The organism is Paraclostridium dentum, from assembly GCF_012922555.1.
Taxonomy (GTDB): domain Bacteria; phylum Bacillota; class Clostridia; order Peptostreptococcales; family Peptostreptococcaceae; genus Paraclostridium; species Paraclostridium dentum.
Genome location: NZ_WIPK01000001.1, coordinates 202,077 through 224,443 on the forward strand (window position 1 = coordinate 202,077; position 22,367 = coordinate 224,443).

Consider the following 22,367-nt stretch of genomic DNA (forward strand, 5'->3'; position numbering starts at 1 on the left):
TATGAAAAATATAATATTTATGGGTAAAACAGGTAGTGGAAAAACAACACTATGCCAAAAGCTTGATGATTTAGAAATAAAGTATAATAAAACTCAATCAGTTGAATTATACAATCAATCAATAGATACACCTGGAGAATATATTGAAAATAGAAGTTTGTATAGTGCACTTATAACTACAGCTGTAGATGCAAAAACTATAGCATTAGTATACGACCCTACACAAGGCGAAGGATATATTGCACCAGGATTTGCTAGTATGTTTGCTAAAAATGTAATAGGAATAATCACAAAAATAGATATAGCAAATGAAGATGAAATTGAACTAGCAAAAGAAAAGCTGAAAATGGCAGGTGTTAATGAGATATTTTTAGTAGATACTATCAAAGGCATAGGTATTGAAGAGTTATTTGAATATTTAAGTTAGCTAAAGTGAGGTGGCAACATATGAAAGGAAATATATTGGTAGTCGATGATGAGCCAATAATCAGAATGGATATAAAAGACATTTTAACTGATAGAGGGTATAATGTTGTTGGAGAAGCATGTGATGGATTTGAAGCTGTTGAAGCATGTAAAAAGTATAATCCCGATTTAGTTATAATGGATATAGATATGCCAATGTTAGATGGACTTAAAGCTGGTAAGATAATAACAAAAGATAACTTAGCAGGAGGAATACTTTTATCAACTTCTTTTGAAGGAGATGAGTATTTGAAAAAAGCAAAAGAAATAGGTGCCTTTGGATACCTAGTAAAACCTATTAATGAAAAAATATTTATACCTACAATTGAAATGTGTATAGGTAAAGTAAGAGAATTTGAAAAGATGAAAAAAGACCTCGATAAGATAAGCAATAAGTTGACTGAAAGGAAGTTAGTAGAAAGAGCTAAAGGGATACTTATAAGAGAATTTGAAATTGATGAGGAAGAAGCATATACAAGAATAAGAAAACTTAGTATGGATAAAAGAACTTCTATGCTTGAAATTGCAAAAACTATTATTATAGGTTACGAGGAATAATCATATGATAAAAGAGTTATGTCAAGAGTATTCTAACTTAAATAGTGAAGAAATTGACAAAGTAATTGATATTTCAAAATCCTTAGATCTAATGGCTAACTTTTATGAAAGCGATGTTTTTATAGACATATTAACTAAAAACCAAGAAGAGGCTATTGTAGTGGCTCATGGAAAAGCTAAAAATAATTCTATTTACAAAAATACTGTAGTAGGAAAAAAGGCTTTGAGTATAAATGAACCAGGAGTTATAAATACACTACTAACAGGAGTTACCTCAAAAGATATAAAAGCTTTGACACAAGAGTATAAACTTGTGAGGCAAAGCATACAACCTATAGAACTAAATGATAAAACAATTGCAGTATTGATTGTAGAAAAAGACATAAGTAAAGAGTTAAAAGATGAATTTGATACAAATAAAAAAGAATCAAAAGAATTAATAAACTTAATAAAGCAAAACAGTTTTATAACTGATAATTTAAATGCTGCTATACTTGTGTTTGATAAATACGGAAATTTAAAATTTAAGAATAAAAATACTGTAAAAATATATGAAGCTATAGGAATGAAAAAAGATTTAGAAGATGTTAAATATGACGAGATATCATTAGAAAGTGAGAAATTTATTGATATTATAAAAAGTCATAAAATAGAACAAGTAAGAGAAGTAAATATAAATTATTGTTTCTTTGAAGTAAAAACAATAGTTAGAAAATCTGAAGAACTTAGAGTAATTCAAATAATACAAGATATAACTGAATTGAAAGAAAAAGACGCTGAGCTTGTTTTCAAATCAATTGCAGTTAAAGAAACTCATCATAGAGTAAAAAATAATCTTCAAACGGTAATTTCCTTGCTTAGAAAACAAAGTAGACTAACAGATAACGAAGAAGTTAAGATGTGTCTAGACAATGTGACTAACAGGGTATTTGCAATACTATCTAATCATCATTTGTTATCAAAGCAAATGGATAATAGTATAAGTATTTTACAGGCTATAAATTTATTAATCAGCAATATTCAAGGTGGATATTGTGATGATAAAAATATAAACATATACATTACAGGTGAAGATTTTAAAATAAATGGAGAAAAATCCAGTGCATTGCTACTAGCTATAAATGAAGCTATCCAAAACTGTTATGACCATGCTTTTGAAGGTAAAGAGAGTGGGAATATACAAGTACTAGTAAATGAAGAAGGAAATAAAAATATTATAGCTATTGTTGATGATGGAATTGGATTTAAAAATGATGCTAAATTAAAAACTAATTTAGGTACATTTATAATCGATAGCTACATAAAACAGGTTCTAAAAGGTGATGTTGAAAAAATATCCACTGATAAAGGAACAAAAATAATTTTTAAAATTCCAAAATAATTTAATATATGTATTAATAACTATATCTACAAGGTGGTAGTATTAATTAAGCAAAGGGGCTTAAGGTTATTGATAAGTTAGGTAAATATATGCCTAAACTTATTATAACTTTAAGCCTCTTTGCTTGTTTAAAACACACTTTGTGTATGGAGGTGAATAAATGAAAGAAGAGTTATTAAGTGTTGGAATTGATATAGGAACAAGTACTACACAACTTATATTTTCAAAGTTAATAGTAGAGAATATGGCTTCAAGCTTTTCAGTTCCAAGAATTAGTATTGTAGATAAAGAAATTATTTACAAGAGTGAAGTTTATTTTACTCCACTTATTTCTAACACTGAAATTGATAGAGATAAAATTAAAGAATTAGTAGAACTAGAGTACAAAAAAGCTAATATTTGTAAATCAGATATACAAACTGGAGCAGTTATTATAACAGGTGAAACTGCTAGAAAAGAAAATGCAAATGATGTACTTCATTCATTAAGTGGTTTTGCAGGAGACTTTGTAGTTGCAACAGCTGGACCTGACTTAGAAAGTATTATTTCTGGAAAAGGAGCAGGAGCACATATATATTCAAAAGAACACTCAACGAGTGTTGTGAATCTAGACATAGGAGGAGGAACAACAAACTTAGCACTTTTTAAAAGAGGAGAAGTTTGTGACACTGGATGTTTAGACATAGGTGGAAGGCTTATAAAAATTGATAAGTCAACAAAAGAAATTATATATATATCACCTAAAATCAAAGATATTATAAAAAATAACAATTTAAATTTAGATTTAGGAACTATTGCTACAGTTGAAAATTTAAAGCCTGTTATAGATATGATGGTTAAACTGTTGCTTGAAAGTGTAGGCATAAGACCTAAAAGTGAACTATTTGATTATATAGTTACCAACAAAAATATTAAATTAGATGAAGATATAAAATGTATATCTTTCTCTGGTGGAGTTGCAGATTACGTTTACTATGATGGTGAAATCGATGACTACTTCAAATATGGCGACATAGGTATTTTACTTGGTCAAGCTATTAAAAACTGTGAAGAATTCAAAAATCTTAAAATTATAAGATCTATGGAAACTATAAGAGCAACTGTTGTAGGAGCAGGGTCTCATACAACTGAGGTTAGTGGAAGTACTATAACATATACTAGCGAAAGTTTTCCTCTTAAAAATTTACCAGTTTTAAAATTATCAAAGGAAGATGAAATAGGAGATAGTCAGCACATAAGTAAAGCAATAAAAAATAAATTAAATTGGTTTAAATTAGAAAATGATCTTCAAAATATTGTAATTGCTATTGAAGGTAAATCAAATCCTAGTTTCTCAGACATACAAACATATGCAGAGGGGCTAGTAGATGGAATGCAAGAAATAATCGATAGAGATTTAGAATTTATAGTTATTGTTGAATGTGATATGGCTAAAGTTTTAGGTCAAAGTATGTATTCCAAATTGAACTTTAAAAAGAACTTAATATGCCTAGATAGCGTTAAAGTTGAAAATGGAGATTATATAGATATTGGAAAGCCAATAGCACAAGGTCAAGTATTACCAGTAGTAATAAAGACACTGGTTTTTAACTAATAAAAGGAGGTAAGTCAATGATTTTACAAACGAAACTATTTGGGCATACGTATAAGTTTAATGGGTTATACGATGTAATGGCTAAGGCTAATGAAGAAAAATCAGGAGATAAGTTAGCAGGCGTTGCGGCTACTTCTTCAGAAGAAAGAGTTGCAGCTAAGGTTGTTTTATCTAATATAAAGTTAGAAGATATAAAAAATAACCCAGCGGTACCTTATGAAATAGATGAAGTTACAAGAATAATAATGGATGACTTAAATGAAAAAATATATGAGGAAATAAAAGATTGGACAGTATCAGACTTAAGAGAATGGTTACTAGACTCAAACACTACAGGTGATGATATAAGCAGAATTTCAAGAGGATTAACTTCTGAAATGATAGCTGCAGTTGCAAAATTAATGTCTAATATGGATTTAGTTTATGCAGCTAAAAAAATAATAGTAAAAGCACATTGTAACACAACAATAGGAGAACCAGGAACTTTATCAGCAAGACTTCAACCAAACCATCCAACAGATGATCCAGATGGAATTTTAGCATCACTTTTAGAAGGATTAACTTATGGAATAGGAGATGCAGTACTTGGATTAAACCCTGTTGATGACTCAGTTGAGAGTGTAACTAAAGTTTTAAAAAGATTTGAAGAAGTAAAACAAAAATTTGATATACCTACTCAAATTTGTGTACTTGCACACGTTACTACTCAAATGGAAGCTGTTAGAAAAGGTGCTCCAACAGACCTTATATTCCAATCAATTGCAGGTTCTCAAAAGGGAAATGAAGCATTTGGATTTGATGCTGCAACAATTGAAGAAGCAAGACAATTAGTTTTAAAACAAGGAACTTGCACAGGACCGAATGTAATGTACTTTGAAACAGGACAAGGTTCAGAACTTTCATCAGAAGCTCACCATGGAATAGATCAGGTTACTATGGAAGCTAGATGTTATGGATTTGCAAAGAGATTTAATCCTTTCTTAGTAAATACAGTTGTTGGTTTTATAGGGCCTGAATACTTATATGATGCGAAAGAAGTTATAAGAGCGGGACTTGAAGACCACTTTATGGGTAAATTAAGCGGATTACCAATGGGTGTTGATGCTTGTTACACAAACCATATGAAAGCAGATCAAAATGATATAGAAAATTTAGCTATTTTATTAACAGCAGCAGGATGTACATACTTTATGGGAATACCTCATGGAGATGATGTAATGCTTAACTATCAAACAACAGGATACCATGAAACAGCTGCTCTTAGAGAAATGTTTGGATTAACAGCAATTAAGAAGTTTGACAGCTGGTTAGAAAATATGGAATTTAGTAAAGATGGTAAGTTATTAGAAAAAGCAGGAGATGGATCTATATTATTAGGATAGGGGGCTAAGTTATGAACGAAAAAGATTTAAAAACATTAGTAGAGCAACTAGTTGGCCAAATGGTTGGACAAATTGATACAAACTCAATAAACGAGGTAACAAAGCAGGTTGCTACACAAATAGATGGAAATGATGAATTTATAGAAGATATAACAACAGTAGATATAAAGAAACAATTATTAGTTGAAAATCCAAAGGATAAAGATGCTTACTTAGATATGAAAGCAAAAACTCCTGCAAGATTAGGAACTGGAAGATGTGGAGCAAGATATAAAACAGCTACTGCATTAAGATTTAGAGCAGACCATGCTGCGGCGCAAGACTCTGTTTTCTCATATGTTTCTGATGAATTTATAAAAGAAAACAACTTATTTGAAGTTGAAACACTTTGTGAAAGTAAAGATGAATATATAACAAGACCAGATCTTGGAAGAAGATTTTCAAAAGAAGCTATAGATAAAGTAAAGTCTAAGTTTGGAACTAATCAAAAAGTATTATTAATGGCAGGAGATGGATTAAGTTCAGCAGCAATAGAAGCTAACTTAAAAGATATAGTACCAGCTATAAAGCAAGGTTTAAAAATGTATGGAATAGATTCTAGTGAAATATTATTTGTTAAACATTGTAGAGTTGGAGCTATGGATCACCTAGGAGAAGAATTAGGAAGCGAAGTTATATGTATGTTAGTAGGAGAAAGACCAGGTCTTGTAACTGCAGAATCTATGTCAGCATACATTGCATACAAACCATATATAGGAATGGCAGAAGCTAAGAGAACTGTTATATCAAATATCCACAAAGGTGGAACTACAGCAGTTGAGGCTGGTGCACACATAGCAGAATTAATAAAAACTATGTTAGAGAAAAAAGTTTCAGGAATAGATCTTAAGTAATCTATATAGGAGGAGTTAAACTATGAAAAATGATGCAATACGCCCTAATGTCCTAGGAGTAAAGATAATTTCAAATGTAAGTCCGGAAATGGCTAAAAAATTAAATTTAGAACAACATCATAAAAGTTTAGGATTAATAACAGCTGATTGTGATGATGTAACATATACTGCTCTTGATGAAGCAACAAAAGCTGCTGAAGTAGATGTAGTTTATGCAAAATCAATGTATGCAGGAGCGGCAAACGCTTCAACGAAATTAGCTGGAGAAGTAATCGGGATTATAGCAGGACCAAGCCCAGCAGAAGTAAGAAGTGGATTAAATGCAGTTTTAGATTTTATGGAATATGGAGCAACTTTTATAAGTGCTAATGATGATGATTCAATAGCATATTATGCTCACTGTGTTTCAAGAACAGGAACTTACCTTTCAAAGGTAGCAAACATAAGAGAAGGAGAGGCATTAGCTTACCTAGTAGCACCTCCGCTTGAAGCAATGTATGCTTTAGATGCAGCACTTAAAGCAGCAGACGTTTCTTTATGTGAGTTATTTGAACCACCTACAGAAACAAACTTTGCAGGAGCACTTCTTACAGGTTCGCAGTCAGCTTGTAAGGCAGCATGTGATGCTTTTGCACAAGCTGTTATAGCTGTAGCAGATAACCCAACAGGATTTTAAGGTTAGATAATGAATGCTTTAGGATTAGTTGAAACAATTGGTTATGTTGCTGCGATAGAAGCTCTAGATGTTTGTTTAAAATCTGCAAGCGTAGAAGTTGTTGGAATACAAAAGGTAGGACAAGGCATAGTTACAATTGAAGTAAGTGGAGATGTTGGAGCCGTAAAATCAGCAGTAGAAGCTGCTAAGTATGCTGCTGAGAAAGTAGGCATATTAAGAGCTACACATGTTATACCAAGATTACATGCAGATGTACACGATGCTTTATTTAAAAAAGAAGATATTAAAAGTGTAGAAGAAGAAACTGTACATGAAATAGAAGAAGAAACTGTACATGAAATAGAAGAAAAAGAAATAGAAACAGAAGTTGAAATAAAAGAAGTAGAAGATATTCAAGAAGAGATAGAAATAGATACCATAGAGGTAGAAGTAGAAGAACACAACGATAAGAAAGATGAGTTAGAAAAACCTAATTTATCAAATCTTAGTGTAAAAGAACTTAAAAACTTAGCTAAGTCATTAGGATCAACTAAGACATCTAAAGAATTAAATGCTTTAAAGAAAGAAGAGTTAATTTCTTTAGTAGATAAGTTTTATAGAGAGGATGAGTAAAAATGACACTTTTAGATAAAGATTTAGTATCAATACAAGAAGTTAGAACTCTTGTGAAAAATGCTAAAGCTGCACAGCAAAAACTAGAATCTATGAACCAAGAACAAATAGACAAAATAGTAAAAGCTATTGCAGATGCAGGATTTGAAAATGCTGAAAAGCTAGCTAAAATGGCTAATGAAGAAACTGGATTTGGAAAATATGAAGATAAAATAATTAAAAATGTATTTGCATCTAAGATGGTTTATGAAACTTTAAAAGATACAAAAACAGTTGGAATAATAGGTGAAGATAGAGAAAATAAAACTATAGATATAGCAACACCAGTTGGAGTTGTAGCTGGACTTATACCATCAACTAACCCAACATCTACTGTAATATATAAAGCTATGATTGCTTTAAAAGGTGGAAATGCTATAGTATTTTCTCCACACCCAAATGCTAAAAAATGTATCCTTGAAACTGTAGAAATAATAAGAAATGCAGCAGTTAATGCAGGATGCCCAAAAGATGCAATAGGATGTATAACAACACCTAGCCTACAAGGTACAAGTGAATTAATGAAGCATAAATTAACTTCATTAATACTTGCAACAGGTGGAGAAGCAATGGTTAAAGCTGCATATTCATCAGGAACACCAGCTATAGGGGTTGGACCTGGAAATGGACCAGCTTTTATAGATAAAAGTGCAGATATCAAACTAGCTATTAAAAGAATAATAGATTCTAAAACATTTGACAATGGAACTATATGTGCATCAGAACAATCTATAGTAATAGAAGAATCTATTGAAAATGAAGTTGTAAGTGAACTTAAAAATCAAGGAGCTTACTTATTAAATGAAGAGGAAAGCCAAAAACTTTCTAAATTCATAATGAGAGCTAATGGAACTATGAATCCTCAAATAGTTGGTAAAAGTGTTGAAACTATTTGTAAATTAGCAAATTTAAACAACGTACCAAGTACAGCTAAAGTTTTAGTTGCAAGAGAAACAAAAGTAGGACCAGATGTGGCTTACTCTAGAGAAAAGCTTACACCAATACTTGCATTCTATGTAGAAAAAAATATAGATTCTGTAATAACTAGATGTATAGAAATATTATTAAATGAAGGGGCTGGGCATACATTCTCAATGCATGCTAACAATGAAGAACTAGTAAAAATATTTGCTCTTCATATGCCAGTATCTAGAGTTTTAGTAAATACTCCATCTACTCTTGGAGGAATAGGAGCTTCAACAAACTTAACTCCAGCTCTAACATTAGGATGTGGAGCTATAGGTGGAAGTTCAACATCTAACAATATAGGACCACTTGATTTAATAAACATTAAAAAAGTAGCCTATGGAGTTAAAGAAATGGAAGAAATAAGAGGAGATAGACCTCAAAATACAAATGCAAACATATCTTTAGGTGATAACGAAGACTTAATAAATATTTTAGTGAAAAGAATAATTGAAGAATTAAGATAATTAAAAAAGTATATTAAATAAAAATTAAAATAAACTATAAAAATTTTGGAGGATAAGATTATGGCAAACGCAAACGCATTAGGAATGATAGAAACTAAAGGATTAGTAGGAGCAATAGAAGCAGCAGATGCAATGGTTAAAGCAGCAAACGTTCAATTAGTTGGAAAAGAGCAAGTTGGTGGAGGATTAGTTACAGTAATGGTAAGAGGAGATGTTGGAGCTGTTAAAGCAGCAACAGATGCAGGAGCAGCTGCAGCTGAAAGAGTAGGAGAATTAGTATCAGTACACGTTATACCAAGACCACACTTTGAAGTAGACGCTATATTACCAAAAGTTAGCGAAAAGTAATAAAAATTTAAGTAAATAGGGGTTGTTTCAATTGAGACACCCCTTTTTACACATCCGATAGGAGTTGTGAGGATATGGGTGTTTTAACAGAAAGTGAAGTAAGAAAAAAAATAGGACATACAGATGTAAAAGAGTTTTATATAGAAAAGGGGCAGATTATAACTCCTTCAGCAAAATCGTATTTAACTGATAAAAATATAGTTTTAAAATACGTAAACTCATTAGATGAAATAGAAAAAAATAAATCTAATGAAGAAAAAGCTGATGTAAAACAAGAAAAAAAATATAAGTATGTTACTGTATTTGGAGCTAACTTAGACGAAAAACCTGAACATATGACTTCTTTAAACGGTAATTTACTTGTATTTAAAGATCATAAAAGAATTATTTTAAGAGGTAAGGTAGATTCCTTAGAAGCTAGAATTTTACAAGCTCAGATTTTATGTCAAAAGCATGAAATGAAAAAGTTACTAAAAGATCTTCAAGAAGTTTTAGTGTTTGTCAGAACTATAATGAGATGTGAAGTTTTAGAAGAAAAATTAGAAGAATTTAAACTTTTAGGATTGACACCTGAAGAACTAAGAGAACAATCTCATTATCCTAAAAAATACTTTGGAATAGGACATGAGTTTCCAAATTATGAAATGGGAGAAATGGTAGTTGAGATAAATAGTATAAGAACACTAACAAGAGAGGTTGAACTTGCTGCATATGAAGCTTTTAAAGGAGAATATGGACAAGTTGAAAGAGAAGATTTAATAAAAGCTTTAAACCGATTATCCTCAGTATTTTGGATTATGATCTATAAAATTAGAACAAATAAATATAAATAGTTGGAGGATAGCATGAATATAGCATTAGATAATATCGTAGATGAAGTTGTAAAAAGAGTAAAAAAAGAAGCATTTATAGAAGTTGAAGCATCTGGAAGACACATTCATTTAAGTAGAGCGGACATAGATAAATTATTCGGAGTAGGCTATCAACTTACAAAGATAAAGGACTTATCTCAACCAGGGCAATATGCTTGTAAAGAAAGAGTTTGCATAAGTGGACCTAAAGGCGAATTTAAAAATGTTATAGTACTTGGACCAGAAAGACCACAAACTCAAGTTGAAGTGTCTTTAACTGATTGTTCTCAATTAGGATTAAAAGCACCTATAAAGCAAAGTGGAGATTTAAACGGAACACTAGGTGTAAAAATATATACAGAAAAAGATAGTGTTGAATTAGAAAAAGGTCTTATGGTAGCAAAAAGACATGTGCATATGAATGAAGAAGATGCTAGAAAGTTTAACGTTTGTGACAATGAAGTTGTAAAAGTTAAGGTATTTGGAAGAAGACCATTAATATTTGACGATGTTGTTATAAGAGTTAACAAAAACTTTGAGACATTTATGCATATTGATTATGATGAAGCCAATGCATGCGGATTTAGCAAAGGATGTTTAGCTAGAATAATAAAAAATAATCTATAAGGTAGGTGATATGTATGGATTATGATAAGCTTATAGAATTTATAGTAGATGAAATATATAAAAAACTTGAAAATCAAGGTGTAAAAGAAAATAATGATCTTCCTAAGTGTGTATTAATGTGGGAAAGAGATGAAGACAAATATAAATTCTTAAATGATAAATTTAAAGTTTTAAACTATCACAAAGATATAAAAGATTGTGATGTTTTAGTAATATCAAGACTTTGTTTGAGAGGGCTTTGTAATTTAGCTATGGGAAATAGCGTATCAGATGAAGAACGTTTTATATTGAAGATGATTATGAGCGGAAAAAAAGTTTATGTAATGGAAGATGGACTTGAATATAAAAGGTACAAGCAAACAGCACCTAAGACTTTATATAATAAATATTTAAACTTTGAAAAAGAAATTAAGAGCTATGGAGTAGAAATTATAAATAACCCTAAAAGCATATTAAATGAAACTAAGTTTATCTACAAAGAGGAATATGTAAAAGAAAATAAAGAAATAAACGTAGCTGTAAACTTAAATGAGAATACACTTGATTTGAGAAGTAAAAAACTTATATCAGAATCTGATTTAAGAAAACCTCAAATAAATGGTATAGATAAAATTTTATTAGGTAAGAAAAGTATAATAACACCACTAGCTAATGATTTTATAAGAATACACAACTTAAAATTAGATAAAGAGTAAAGGAGATATTCTTATGGAGATTGGAAAAGTAGTTGGAAATGTTTGGGCCACAAGAAAAGATGAGAAATTATGTGGACAAAAACTATTAGTTTTAAAACTTTTAAAAGATAACGATTCATATTGTGATGGATTTTTAGTTGCAGCTGATAATGCAGGAGCAGGTAATGGAGATTTAGTATTAGTAACACGAGGATCTGGAGCTAGAGAATCTTTGGAGGATAGATCTATACCGGTTGATGCTACTATAGTTGGAGTTGTAGATTCACTAGAGGTACATGATGAATAAAAGCATAGGCTCTATAGAGTTTAGAAGTATTGCAAAGGGAATTGAAGTATCTAATGAAATGGTTAAAAAATCTTATGTTGATATATTATACTTAAAAAGTATTTGTCCTGGAAAGTTTATAATAATTATAAGTGGTGATACAGGAGAAGTTAACACAGCTATTGAGTATGGACTTAGTATATCACAAGGATTTGTAGTAGATAGTTTTGTTATAAACGCAGTACACGAAAGTATAATAGGTGCATTGAAAAACAAATATGAACCTATAAATGAAGTTAATTGCATAGGGGTTATGGAAACTAGCAAAGTATGTGCAGGATTAAAAGCATTAGACAAAACCTTAAAAAGTAGCGATACAACCATAATTAAACTTCAATTATCATTTGCAATAGGTGGAAAACTTGTATATATAGTTTGTGGAAGTTTAAGTAGCGTAAATTACGGAATAGATGAAGGTAAAAAAGTGTTGAAGGACAAGGATGTAATACAAGCTTTAGTAATGCCTCATGTAGATGAAAAAATAATAAAACATTTAATAGGGAGAGGATAGCCATGAGTATAAATGAAATTATAATCTATATAATGGTAGCATTTATGGTATTGGGTGCTATAGATAAGTGCATAGGCAATAAATTTGGGTTAGGTGAACAATTTGAAGAAGGTATTGTTGCTATGGGATCACTTGCAGTTGCAATGGTAGGGGTAATATGTTTAGCTCCAGTACTAGCAGATGTATTAAGACCTATTATAGTTCCTGTATTTGATATGTTAGGAGCTGACCCAGCTATGTTTGCAGGTTCTATATTAGCAAATGATATGGGAGGAGCACCTCTAGCAATGGAACTTGCAAAAGATCCAAATGCAGGATTGTTTGGAGGACTTATAGTTGGAGCTATGATGGGACCAACTATAGTATTTATAATACCGGTAGCACTTGGAATAATAGATAAAGAAGATCAAAAATTCTTAGCAACAGGAATTCTTGCAGGGATAATAACTATACCTATAGGAGCGTTTATAGGAGGATTAGTTGCAGGATTTGATGTAATGATGATAATTAGAAACTTAATTCCTATAATAATCTTTGCAGCAATAATAGCTTTAGGATTATTGAAGTTTGAAAGTGCAATGATAAAAGGATTTACTTACTTTGGTAAAGGTGTTGTTATAGTAATAACTTTAGGACTTGCAGCAGCAATAGTTGAAGCTTTAACTGGTATTGTTGTAATACCAGGAATGAACCCTATTAGCGAGGGAATAGAAATTGTTGGAGATATAGCTATAGTTTTAGCAGGAGCATTCCCATTAGTATTTGTTATAACTAAAGTTTTCAATAAACCACTTATGGCTTTAGGTAAACTTTTAGGAATGAATGATATAGCAGCAGCTGGATTAGTAGCAAGTTTAGCTAACTGTATACCTATGTTTGGTATGATGAAAGATATGGATGATAGAGGTAAGATTATAAATGTGGCATTTGCTGTATCTGCAGCATTTGTATTTGGAGATCATTTAGGATTTACTGCTGGATTTAATGCTGACATGATAGCACCAATGATAGTAGCTAAGTTAGTTGGAGGAATTACTGCAGTTATTTTAGCTATGAGATTAGCAAACAAAATGTTAAAAAAGGAGAATGCTTAAGATGGATATAAAGAATTTAGATAAATCTATGTTAGAACAGTTAGTAAGACAAATTATACAAGAAAAGATAAATGGCAGCGAAAACAGTGTTGACTTTTTAAGAGATAAAGATGAAAGCGGAGTAATTTCTATAAAACTTCCAACTGTAAAGGTTGATGAATCAAATAGATTAGATACTGGTAATCCAAGTGATGTAGTATATACCAAAGATTTATTTACATTAGAAGAAAGTCCAAGATTAGGATGCGGAATAATGGAGATGAAAGAAACTACATTTGATTGGACATTAAATTATGATGAAGTAGATTATGTAATAGAAGGAACATTAGATATTATAATAAATGGAAAAACGGTATCAGCATCTGCAGGGGAATTAATATTAATACCAAAAGGTAGTAGTATACAATTCTCAGTTAAGGATTATGCTAGATTTATATATGTAACTTATCCTGCTGATTGGGCTTCACAAAATTAAATTAGATTTAAAAACTAATATTCAAAATACTATATAGGTGAAGAATACAATATAAGTTTTGCTTCCAAAGCTGGAAAGATGCTTTAAAGGTCGCTAAAACTTACATTGTATACTTCGCTATTTTGTATTATTTTAATTTATATTTCAAACTCTGCTATTTTAGTTACTGCTACATAAATTTTAGATATAGCATACCAAGTAGCAAAATCAACGTTTCCACTTTGGGTCATTCTAAATATTTCTTGGAATTTACGAACGCTTTCTTGTGTTTTTGGACCGTAAATACCATCAACATCAACCTTAGGTAAAGCAGGATAAGCATTAGCTATAGCGTTTAATTGATTTTGTATAGTTTTAACTGGTTCTCCTGTAGACCAAAGTGTAAGCGTATATCCAGGGAATGAAGAAGGAACTCCTTTTATCATATCTGTACCTTGAAGGCCTATGTTTTGGCCATAGTAATATCTTAAAATTTCATCAAATTTATAACCTTGATCTCCTAGGTACTTACTTCCCCATTGAGTCATTTTTCCAGGGCATTGAGTTTGAATTCCATCACAGTACTGAGCTAAAAGTGGTTGAGGATTTCCTTTTGGTCTTTGAATATAGACATTAAATATATTATCAACAACAACACTTATAGTATCGAAAATATTTCTATTGTATATAAATTTATGGTCATAGGCTGTAGTAGATGTAATTGTAAAATCATATCCCATATTTCTGTACCATTCAGTATAAACTCTATTTAAAGTAAATGAAACTATGGCTACTACATTTGCATATATTGTTTCAGTTGGCCACGTAGCGTAAATCTCAGAACTTGCCACGTTTTTAATATAATCTCTAAATGGAATCCAATAATTAGGTGCATTTTTATCACTTGGCATACCGTCATGAACTATTATATATTCTGGAACTACGACATTAGACAATACATAAGGGACCTTTTTTAAATCATCTTCAAGTATTTTAGGTTGATAGTTTCCGTATAATACGTTGTCCCCAATTTTATAAATCTTTTTATTTGTAGTAGTAAAAGCAGAAATTTTTGACAGCGAAATGTTTTGAATAGCTTCTACAAGAGGAAGTATCTGAACTCCTTGTATTACAACACTTTGATAACCATCTTTAGATATTGTTAGTATATAAGTACTATAAGCCCTAGGAGAATTAGGAACTTGAGAGTAAATAAAATTTGGCGCATCTAATGATACTTTTTTTACCATCCCAGATGAATTGGTAATGAGATTTTTATAAATATATTTACTTTTGGTGCTTCCCTCTTTAGGCATTGCACATATATTTATAGAAACTCCTTCAATTGGGAAGTTTGTAATTTCATCAGTTACTTTAATTGTCAACAATCCTTTATACAAAAAAATCCCCCCCTAAATAATCTATTAATTTATATGTATGAATAAAATATTTAAAGTGTACCATTTGCAGTATCAAGTTAATTTTATGATGAAAATAGAATAAATTAAAAAATGTAAAAATTTTGAAAAACAGGAGGTAAAAAGCTAATCTATGTAGAATTATTATATGTGAAGTACATTTAAGTAAGGGCAGGGAGAATTTTTTAATGAAAAAAAAACGGGGAATGAAAAAATATATTTTTATATTAATATTTATTTTTATAATCTTTTTCCAAATGTTTAATTATAGAGTGGAAGCATATGAAGCATATGAAAAAGAATCAAGTGGATTTAATGTTTTGGTATTAAACTCATACAATCAAGGACATCACTGGGAAGCGGCTATAATGGATGGGCTCAAATCTTATTCTAAAAAAAATCCTGACGAGGGTATAAATTTTAAAATTGAATACCTAGATTTTAGAAATAATTATAATGATGAATACATAGAGTCATTAAAGCACATGTTAAATGAAAAGTACCCACAGGGCAGCATAGATGCTATATATACTGTAAATGATGAGTCTTTTGAAGTGTTTAATAAAGAGGTACTAAATCCAAGTAGTAGTTTTTATAAAATTCCATTAGTATTTAGTGGAGTAGACGGAAAACTAGATGGAAGCAAAGAAGAAAAAAAATACATGGCAGGTATATATCATGGTGATGATAGCTTAAATTTAATGAACTTGGTATATTCACTTAATCAACAAACTGAAAATATAAATTTAATAGTTGAAAAGTCTAAGTATGGAGAGTCTGTAAAAAGCGAAATTAATAAACTTATAGATACTTATTTAAACAATCAAATAGATATAAACTACATACAAAGTAACTACACTGAAGATATAATATCTAAAATAAAAAAGTCAGATGATAAACCAGATACTATAAACATTATAGCTGGTGAATTTCAGTGCAAAAAATCAAGTGGGTATGTAGAACCTAAGGATTTAATAGATGATATTAAAAAGTATAGTAGTGCACCTATATATTCGAATGATCAGACTTATTTACATGCAGGTATTCTTGGAGGACACGTAGATATAGGTCAAGAACAGGCAAAAATTATTTGTGATGTGATAGCTAAAATAAAAAATGGCATTCCTATTGAAAAGATTGAAAATGAGATAGAGCCATCTGCAAAGGCGTATGTTGATTATAAAAGTATATATGAATATGATATAGATCCTTTTGATGTAGGAACAAGTGTAAACTTAATAAATAAAGGGCAATATGAACTATTAGCTCCAAAGTGGATGAAACACTTACTACTTACTTTACTTGTATTCTTTTTAATATCTATTGTGTTTGTTGTTAAAGCAACTTCAAGATATAGAAAAGATATTAAAAAACAACAAGAAGATGAAGAGAAGGCAAAGGAACGTGAAAAGCTAAAATCTGATTTTATAGTAAATTTAAGCCATGAGCTAAGAACACCTATAAACATAATATTGGGCACAACTAAGCTTTTAGAATACAATATATCTAAGGGTAAAGCTAAAGAAGATGATGTCATAGATAAATTAGAAAATATAAATCAAAACTCATATAGATTATTAAAGATATCAAATAATATAATAGATATGACAAAAGCTGAGTGTGGAATGCTTAGTCTAAATTTAGAAAATTGCAATATAGTTAGTGTAATAGAAGATGTTTTTGAATCAAGTATTGAATTCGCTAAAATAAAAAATATAGGAATGATATTTGATACAAAATATGAAGAATTAAATACTGCTGTGGATGTTTATCAAATACAAAGGGTAGTGTTAAACCTTTTATCAAATGCAATTAAATTTACAAATGAAAATGGAGTTGTAGAATTATCGATATACAAGTATAAAGAGGATATTATTATAGAAGTAAAAGATAATGGAGTAGGAATACCGGATAATAAGTTAAACTACATATTCCAAAGGTTCTATCAAGTAGATAATTTATATACTAGAAAAAATGAAGGCAGTGGTATAGGCCTTTGTATATCAAAAGAAATAGTAGAAATTCATGGTGGTAAGATAGAGATAGAAAGCAAACTACAAGAAGGATCTTTATTTAGAATTATTCTTCCTATAAAGATAGATGAAAGTTTACCAGAATATGATCCTTCAAATTATGTAGATACAAATAAAATGGTTAATTTAGAGTTATCAGATATTTAAATAAAGAGTAAAAAAAGAAGCTATGAAAATAGCTTCTTTTTTTATGTTATTCATTTATTTTCATTATAAACTTAACTTTTCCATCCATATCTTTATTAAGACCAGAGAAGTTATTGTAATCTTTAGATAGTTTAACTATTTCATCTTTAACATCTACTAAGCCTTGTATATCTGATAATTTAGTATTTCCTTCTTTATATATTTTATCTAGCCCATCTTTCTTTAATTTATTAACGCCTTTATATAATTCATTAGATCCTTTTGCTAGATCATTTGTTCCTTTTAAAAGTTTACTTGAATTATCATTTAAAGTTTTAGTACCACTAACTAAGCTTTTACTACCTTGAGCTAGTTGGTTAGTACCTTTGCTTAATTCACCAGTTCCAGCAGCCAATTTTTTACTACCATCTTCAAGTTTATTAGTAGCTGCTGATAATTGTTTTGAACTACTACTTAAAGTTGAACCAGCATCCACTAAAGATTTGAAGTTAGAACTAAAGCTATTTGAACCAGATTTTAAGTTTTCTAGTCCAGCACTTAAGTTATTAGCTCCACTTACAGCACTGCCCATTCCATCTTTCAAACTATTTAGGCCACCCCTTTGACCTTCAGAAACTTGACTTAAAGAACCTGCTAATCCTCTTAACTGATTAGCAACTTCTGGATTAGATTCATCTAAAGCTCCAGCTATATTGTTTAATCCTCCAGAAACTTGGTCTATATTATTTGTAGAAGCTATTAAACTATCTACACCAGAAGCACCATTAGAAAGTCCAGAACTAAGTGCATTAGCACCTTCACTAGCACTATTAATACCATTGTTAATAGCTGAGTAAGCGTCATAAAGCTTATTAGTATTTCCTACAAAAGATTCAACACCATTAGAAAACTTACCTTGAGAATCATTTAGTTGACTAAGACCGCTACTTACGCTTTTTGCACCGTTATCTAAAGATGGAGCTGATTGATTTAATTTATCTATACCACTACTTAAATCCTTAGATCCTTTATCTAAAGATTTTACGCCCTGATCAAATTTGGCGAAATTAGTGTTTAGTTCATTATTTCCGTCCAATAATTTTTTGGATCCATCTAATAAATCATCTCCGCCTTTTCTTAAATCATTTAAAGATTTAGATAAATCATCTAACGTAGAGTTTTTATCAATTCCTTTAAGCTCTGGAATTTTTGGAGTTGCCATAACCATTATATTAGGCATTTTAAATTTATTAGCATTTCCTTCAATAACCAGTGTGTCTTCTAATTCTAAATAATCTTCTATATCTTTACTTAAGTCTAAGCTTTCTTTTAAACCAGGGAAAGATGCAAATGTTACACTAGATTTTTTACCATCATCTAGAAGTTCTCCACTGTTTATTTTTATATTTTTAAAATTATCTCTTTCAAATAAAACTTCAGTAGCTGTTAAAAATGGTACATACATATCTCTATTTTTACCATTTACTTTACGGATTTTCTTTTCATTGTTTTTAAGGTCTATAGTTATTTTAAATTTACCTGATTTACCATCAATTTCTTTAGCACTAACTTTTTTGCCATTTAATTCATATTGAATATCTACATCAATAGGAAGTTTTTTAGAGCTCTCTCCTTGGTAGTATAAATCCTCTTTGTTAACATTCCACTCAACTGAATCATTATTTATTACAGGTTTTTCATCACCTTTTACATTTTTTATATTTTTAAGATTACTAGAATCAGTAAATTTTCCAAGTTTTTCATCGCTGTTTATCCAAGTAGAAACAATAGTCTTTTCAACACTACCATTATTATTTAATATGGCATATACAGTTTCTTCTTTTTTTACATCTGCAAAGCAAATCCCAGTATTTAAAAATATCATAAGTGTAGTTAAAGTAGCTATTGAAGCCTTTGGTAAATTAATTCTTTTCATCCTTATATATCCCCCTTATTTAAATTTTTAGGTTGTGGAGTCACAAACCCTTTACTAGTTTTTATTATAAATTTGTGGCAAACTAATAAAATTGCAGGAAGCATAAAAATGATTATAAACATACTTATGATAGCTCCTCTTGCCATAAGTGAACATAATGCACTTATCATTTCTAGTTTAGAAATAAGACCAACACCTATTGTAGCGGAGAAGAATGATAAAGCACTTGTTACAATTGATCTTGCACTGCTTTGTATTGAAGCTGTCATAGCCTCAAACTTGTTATCATTTACAGCTAATTCTTCTTTAAACCTAGAAGTTAAAAGTATTGCATAGTCAACGGTTGCACCAAGCTGAATAGTACCTATTACTATTGATGCGATAAAAGGTTCTACGGTACCTGTATAGTAAGGTATTCCAAGATTTATAAATATAGCTGATTCAATTGCTAAAACTAATAAAATAGGTAGAGAAAGTGATTTAAATACTATTGCTATAATTACAAATATAGCTATTATAGAAACTAAACTTACTTTCTTAAAATCTGTGTCAGCAATTTTTATAAGGTCATCAGTTAAAGGTGCTTCTCCTCCAACTAGACCATCTCTATCGTATTTATGAACTATGTTATTTAGTTTATCTATTTGAATGCCAGCTTCATCTGTTGCAGCTCGATATTCTGAATTTACTATGAGTTGTTCGTATCCGCCAGACTTAACTGAACTTATTAAATCATTTGGAAGTATATCTTCAACTATTGCAGGGCCTATTACTTTTTCAAGTGCAACAACTGAATTTATTCCATCTAAATTCTCAATTTCTTTAATCATCTGGTCAACTTTATAAGAATCAAGTGAATCTTTAACTAAAATGATATTTGTGCTATTCATTTTGTAGTCATCTTTTAATTTGTTTGTAGAAACTATAGATGGTAAATCATCAGGTAAAGATTCGTCTAGGTTGTAATAAACTTTTGCATTTGATGAACCTATTACAGATGGTATAAACATCAATAAAAATAAAACTACTAATAATTTGTAATGTTTAACAACTATTTTTGATGATTTTTTAAATGTAGGTAAAATTGGTTTGTGTTTGTATTTATGAATTTGCTTATCAAAGATTAGTATAAGAGCAGGAAGTATAGTAACTGTACATATAACTCCTAGTAAAACCCCTTTTGCCATAACTAAGCCCATATCCATTCCAAGGGCCAAATCCATTGCACAAAGAGCTAAAAATCCTGCTACTGTGGTTAATGAACTACCAAATACTGCTGTTGTGGTATTTGAAATAGCTACGGCCATTGCATCTATATGACTATCATATCTGGATCTTTCTTCATCATACCTGTGAAGTAAGAATATGGAGTAGTCCATGGTAACCCCCAGTTGTAATACAGCACTTAGTGCCTTGGTCAAATAAGAAATTTCACCAAATATTATATTACTACCGAAGTTATAGATTATAGCAAATCCTATACTAAGTAAAAATATAAATGGAGTAACATATGAATCCATTGTAAAACTTAAAACTATTAATGTAAGTATTACAGCAACTACTACATATAGTGGAGTTTCTTTATCTGAAATGTCTTTAGTGTCTTTTATGATACTTGCCATACCACTTAGAAATGCTTGCTTTCCTGTAACTTTTCTTATTTCCTCTACAGCATTTAATGTTTTAAGAGCTGCAGAACCTTCTTCTAATTTAATAACCATAAGAGTTGAATTTTCGGTATACAATAAGTCTGTTACATCTTTTGGTAAAAGCTCTCTAGGTACTGATAAATCTACAACATCATCAACCCACAAAACATCTTTTACACCTTCAACTTTAGTTAATTTTTCTTTGAGCTTAGCTACATCTTTATCTTCCATGTTTTCAACTATTAACATAGCCAAAGATCCGCAATCAAACTCGTCTTTAAGTATTTTCTCTGCCTGTGTTGTCGATAAATTATCTGGTAAATAACTTAAGATATCATAGTTTATGTCTGTGTTTAAAAAGCCAATTGCTGATGGAACTAATAATAGTATAGCTATTACTAAAATTAACTTACTTCTTTTAGCTATTTGTTTTGACAATCCCCTCATCTAAAGTTTACCCCCCTCTAAAATATTTAGGCATGCCCAAATTTGTTTACAAAATAGATTGTATGAGTAGTACAACCTATATGTCAAGTATATTTATGTTTTTTATTATTTCATTAATTTCTATGTTATTAGTTGACTCTTTAGTGTCTGAAATAATTTGAATTACTTTTTCTTGGCTGATATTTAATAACAAAAGTCTAGTTTTTATTGTACTTTCAATAATTTCATCTAGTGTTAAGTTGATATCATTTTTATAAAATCTACGCAAAAGTTCATCTTCCCCAGCTGAACCAATTACAATGCTTAGACTTATATCCTTTTCTTTAAAATCAAAATTTAACTCTCTTAAATTAGCTTTTAATATTTCACCTAGAGTTTTAAGATATTCCTTTCTTACTGAGTCTATTTCAGATGCTTCTATGTAAACTCTAAATAAAGATTGGTTAGTTGCTATAGTCTTTATGTATATATATTGGGTTATAGCATAACTAAGCAGAGGATCTATAGACTCACTACTTGATCTCTTTGTGTGAAAATAAATTTTTTCGATTAAGTTTTTGTAAAGATATAAAACAATATCTTCTTTTTTCTTAAAATAGTAGTATAAATGACCTCTACCTAAATTACAGACTTGTGCTATTTGTCTTATTGTTGTTTTTGTATACCCCTGCTGAATAAAAAGCTTAGATGCTTCTAGTATTATTGTATTTCTAATGTCATCCTTATGTTCAAACTCCACATTGATCACCCCTTTAATTTTGTTTATAGTATCATTTTAACAACATTTTTTTAATTTGTAATCTATTTTAAAAAAATTAGC

The 22,367-nt window shown here is 30.1% G+C and carries 22 protein-coding genes; 18 read left to right on the forward strand and 4 right to left on the reverse strand.

The annotated features are described in order from the left end of the window. Position 1: 1 nt before the first annotated feature. The 17 genes from GFJ41_RS00920 (at position 2) to GFJ41_RS01000 (ending at position 13,959) form a co-directional block, all read left to right on the forward strand. On the forward strand, positions 2-427 hold the full coding sequence (locus GFJ41_RS00920) for a EutP/PduV family microcompartment system protein (RefSeq protein ID WP_021432396.1): 426 nt from the start codon (positions 2-4) through the stop codon (positions 425-427). Positions 428-447: 20 nt separating this feature from the next. Beyond that, the gene (locus GFJ41_RS00925; RefSeq protein ID WP_021429366.1) at positions 448-1,023 is read left to right on the forward strand and encodes an ANTAR domain-containing response regulator; all 576 of its coding nucleotides are present in this window, start codon (positions 448-450) and stop codon (positions 1,021-1,023) included. Positions 1,024-1,027: 4 nt separating this feature from the next. Beyond that, positions 1,028-2,404 carry a histidine kinase N-terminal domain-containing protein gene (locus tag GFJ41_RS00930; protein WP_035113842.1) on the forward strand — a complete coding sequence of 459 codons (1,377 nt, stop codon included), beginning with the start codon at positions 1,028-1,030 and terminating at the stop codon, positions 2,402-2,404. Between the two features lie 160 nt (positions 2,405-2,564). After that, entirely contained in the window at positions 2,565-3,998 is a 1,434-nt protein-coding gene (gene eutA / locus GFJ41_RS00935; RefSeq protein ID WP_035113839.1) for an ethanolamine ammonia-lyase reactivating factor EutA, read from the forward strand. A 17-nt stretch (positions 3,999-4,015) separates the two neighbouring features. Then, positions 4,016-5,380, forward strand: a complete 1,365-nt coding sequence (locus GFJ41_RS00940; RefSeq protein ID WP_021429282.1) for an ethanolamine ammonia-lyase subunit EutB — start codon at positions 4,016-4,018, stop codon at positions 5,378-5,380. An 11-nt stretch (positions 5,381-5,391) separates the two neighbouring features. Continuing rightward, positions 5,392-6,273 carry an ethanolamine ammonia-lyase subunit EutC gene (eutC, locus tag GFJ41_RS00945; protein WP_021429297.1) on the forward strand — a complete coding sequence of 294 codons (882 nt, stop codon included), beginning with the start codon at positions 5,392-5,394 and terminating at the stop codon, positions 6,271-6,273. Between the two features lie 22 nt (positions 6,274-6,295). Further along, the gene (gene eutL / locus GFJ41_RS00950) at positions 6,296-6,949 is read left to right on the forward strand and encodes an ethanolamine utilization microcompartment protein EutL (protein ID WP_021429304.1); all 654 of its coding nucleotides are present in this window, start codon (positions 6,296-6,298) and stop codon (positions 6,947-6,949) included. A 9-nt stretch (positions 6,950-6,958) separates the two neighbouring features. Then, on the forward strand, positions 6,959-7,561 hold the full coding sequence (locus tag GFJ41_RS18925) for a BMC domain-containing protein (RefSeq protein WP_170074376.1): 603 nt from the start codon (positions 6,959-6,961) through the stop codon (positions 7,559-7,561). Between the two features lie 2 nt (positions 7,562-7,563). Next, entirely contained in the window at positions 7,564-9,033 is a 1,470-nt protein-coding gene (locus tag GFJ41_RS00960) for an acetaldehyde dehydrogenase (acetylating) (RefSeq protein WP_170074377.1), read from the forward strand. A 60-nt stretch (positions 9,034-9,093) separates the two neighbouring features. Next, positions 9,094-9,381, forward strand: a complete 288-nt coding sequence (gene eutM / locus GFJ41_RS00965; protein WP_021429341.1) for an ethanolamine utilization microcompartment protein EutM — start codon at positions 9,094-9,096, stop codon at positions 9,379-9,381. Between the two features lie 74 nt (positions 9,382-9,455). Continuing rightward, entirely contained in the window at positions 9,456-10,214 is a 759-nt protein-coding gene (locus GFJ41_RS00970; RefSeq protein ID WP_035113829.1) for a cobalamin adenosyltransferase family protein, read from the forward strand. A gap of 12 nt (positions 10,215-10,226) precedes the next feature. Next, positions 10,227-10,859 carry an ethanolamine utilization phosphate acetyltransferase EutD gene (eutD, locus tag GFJ41_RS00975; protein ID WP_035113826.1) on the forward strand — a complete coding sequence of 211 codons (633 nt, stop codon included), beginning with the start codon at positions 10,227-10,229 and terminating at the stop codon, positions 10,857-10,859. A gap of 14 nt (positions 10,860-10,873) precedes the next feature. Continuing rightward, positions 10,874-11,554 carry a TIGR02536 family ethanolamine utilization protein gene (locus tag GFJ41_RS00980; RefSeq protein ID WP_170074378.1) on the forward strand — a complete coding sequence of 227 codons (681 nt, stop codon included), beginning with the start codon at positions 10,874-10,876 and terminating at the stop codon, positions 11,552-11,554. Between the two features lie 13 nt (positions 11,555-11,567). Beyond that, entirely contained in the window at positions 11,568-11,840 is a 273-nt protein-coding gene (locus GFJ41_RS00985) for a EutN/CcmL family microcompartment protein (protein WP_021429325.1), read from the forward strand. Beyond that, positions 11,833-12,390: a BMC domain-containing protein gene (locus GFJ41_RS00990; protein WP_035113822.1), complete on the forward strand. Its 558-nt coding sequence runs from the start codon at positions 11,833-11,835 to the stop codon at positions 12,388-12,390. The genes GFJ41_RS00985 and GFJ41_RS00990 overlap by 8 nt, the downstream gene beginning before the upstream one ends. A 2-nt stretch (positions 12,391-12,392) precedes the next feature. Next, positions 12,393-13,484 (forward strand): ethanolamine utilization protein EutH, encoded by a 1,092-nt coding sequence (gene eutH, locus GFJ41_RS00995; protein WP_021429370.1) that lies wholly within the window; start codon positions 12,393-12,395, stop codon positions 13,482-13,484. Between the two features lies 1 nt (position 13,485). Continuing rightward, positions 13,486-13,959: a EutQ-related cupin domain-containing protein gene (locus tag GFJ41_RS01000; protein ID WP_021429301.1), complete on the forward strand. Its 474-nt coding sequence runs from the start codon at positions 13,486-13,488 to the stop codon at positions 13,957-13,959. A 137-nt stretch (positions 13,960-14,096) separates the two neighbouring features. On the opposite strand, the gene GFJ41_RS01005 is transcribed toward GFJ41_RS01000, so the two are convergent. Further along, positions 14,097-15,338 (reverse strand): peptidoglycan-binding protein, encoded by a 1,242-nt coding sequence (locus GFJ41_RS01005; RefSeq protein ID WP_170074379.1) that lies wholly within the window; start codon positions 15,336-15,338, stop codon positions 14,097-14,099. 206 nt (positions 15,339-15,544) lie between these two features. On the opposite strand from GFJ41_RS01005, the gene GFJ41_RS01010 reads away from it, so the two are divergent. Then, complete coding sequence (locus GFJ41_RS01010; RefSeq protein WP_170074380.1) at positions 15,545-17,536, forward strand: sensor histidine kinase; 1,992 nt, start codon at positions 15,545-15,547, stop codon at positions 17,534-17,536. 46 nt (positions 17,537-17,582) lie between these two features. Here GFJ41_RS01010 and GFJ41_RS01015 read toward each other — a convergent pair whose 3' ends face one another. From GFJ41_RS01015 to GFJ41_RS01025, 3 genes are all read right to left on the reverse strand, one after another. Next, positions 17,583-19,451 carry a methyl-accepting chemotaxis protein gene (locus GFJ41_RS01015; protein WP_170074381.1) on the reverse strand — a complete coding sequence of 623 codons (1,869 nt, stop codon included), beginning with the start codon at positions 19,449-19,451 and terminating at the stop codon, positions 17,583-17,585. Positions 19,452-19,453: 2 nt separating this feature from the next. Beyond that, positions 19,454-21,547, reverse strand: coding sequence for an efflux RND transporter permease subunit (locus GFJ41_RS01020; protein WP_035113817.1), 2,094 nt, complete (start codon positions 21,545-21,547; stop codon positions 19,454-19,456). Between the two features lie 76 nt (positions 21,548-21,623). After that, positions 21,624-22,286 carry a TetR/AcrR family transcriptional regulator gene (locus GFJ41_RS01025; RefSeq protein ID WP_025161441.1) on the reverse strand — a complete coding sequence of 221 codons (663 nt, stop codon included), beginning with the start codon at positions 22,284-22,286 and terminating at the stop codon, positions 21,624-21,626. Positions 22,287-22,367: the final 81 nt, after the last annotated feature.

Excerpts from the sequence above, each read along its gene's own strand:
- GFJ41_RS00920 (WP_021432396.1), top strand. The coding sequence starts at position 2 with ATGAAAAATATAATATTTATGGGTAAAACAGGTAGTGGAAAAACAACA.
- GFJ41_RS00925 (WP_021429366.1), top strand. The coding sequence starts at position 448 with ATGAAAGGAAATATATTGGTAGTCGATGATGAGCCAATAATCAGAATG.
- GFJ41_RS00930 (WP_035113842.1), top strand. The coding sequence starts at position 1,028 with ATGATAAAAGAGTTATGTCAAGAGTATTCTAACTTAAATAGTGAAGAA.
- eutA (WP_035113839.1), top strand. The coding sequence starts at position 2,565 with ATGAAAGAAGAGTTATTAAGTGTTGGAATTGATATAGGAACAAGTACT.
- GFJ41_RS00940 (WP_021429282.1), top strand. The coding sequence starts at position 4,016 with ATGATTTTACAAACGAAACTATTTGGGCATACGTATAAGTTTAATGGG.
- eutC (WP_021429297.1), top strand. The coding sequence starts at position 5,392 with ATGAACGAAAAAGATTTAAAAACATTAGTAGAGCAACTAGTTGGCCAA.
- eutL (WP_021429304.1), top strand. The coding sequence starts at position 6,296 with ATGAAAAATGATGCAATACGCCCTAATGTCCTAGGAGTAAAGATAATT.
- GFJ41_RS18925 (WP_170074376.1), top strand. The coding sequence starts at position 6,959 with ATGAATGCTTTAGGATTAGTTGAAACAATTGGTTATGTTGCTGCGATA.
- GFJ41_RS00960 (WP_170074377.1), top strand. The coding sequence starts at position 7,564 with ATGACACTTTTAGATAAAGATTTAGTATCAATACAAGAAGTTAGAACT.
- eutM (WP_021429341.1), top strand. The coding sequence starts at position 9,094 with ATGGCAAACGCAAACGCATTAGGAATGATAGAAACTAAAGGATTAGTA.
- GFJ41_RS00970 (WP_035113829.1), top strand. The coding sequence starts at position 9,456 with ATGGGTGTTTTAACAGAAAGTGAAGTAAGAAAAAAAATAGGACATACA.
- eutD (WP_035113826.1), top strand. The coding sequence starts at position 10,227 with ATGAATATAGCATTAGATAATATCGTAGATGAAGTTGTAAAAAGAGTA.
- GFJ41_RS00980 (WP_170074378.1), top strand. The coding sequence starts at position 10,874 with ATGGATTATGATAAGCTTATAGAATTTATAGTAGATGAAATATATAAA.
- GFJ41_RS00985 (WP_021429325.1), top strand. The coding sequence starts at position 11,568 with ATGGAGATTGGAAAAGTAGTTGGAAATGTTTGGGCCACAAGAAAAGAT.
- GFJ41_RS00990 (WP_035113822.1), top strand. The coding sequence starts at position 11,833 with ATGAATAAAAGCATAGGCTCTATAGAGTTTAGAAGTATTGCAAAGGGA.
- eutH (WP_021429370.1), top strand. The coding sequence starts at position 12,393 with ATGAGTATAAATGAAATTATAATCTATATAATGGTAGCATTTATGGTA.
- GFJ41_RS01000 (WP_021429301.1), top strand. The coding sequence starts at position 13,486 with ATGGATATAAAGAATTTAGATAAATCTATGTTAGAACAGTTAGTAAGA.
- GFJ41_RS01010 (WP_170074380.1), top strand. The coding sequence starts at position 15,545 with ATGAAAAAAAAACGGGGAATGAAAAAATATATTTTTATATTAATATTT.
- GFJ41_RS01015 (WP_170074381.1), bottom strand. The coding sequence starts at position 19,451 with ATGAAAAGAATTAATTTACCAAAGGCTTCAATAGCTACTTTAACTACA.
- GFJ41_RS01020 (WP_035113817.1), bottom strand. The coding sequence starts at position 21,547 with ATGAGGGGATTGTCAAAACAAATAGCTAAAAGAAGTAAGTTAATTTTA.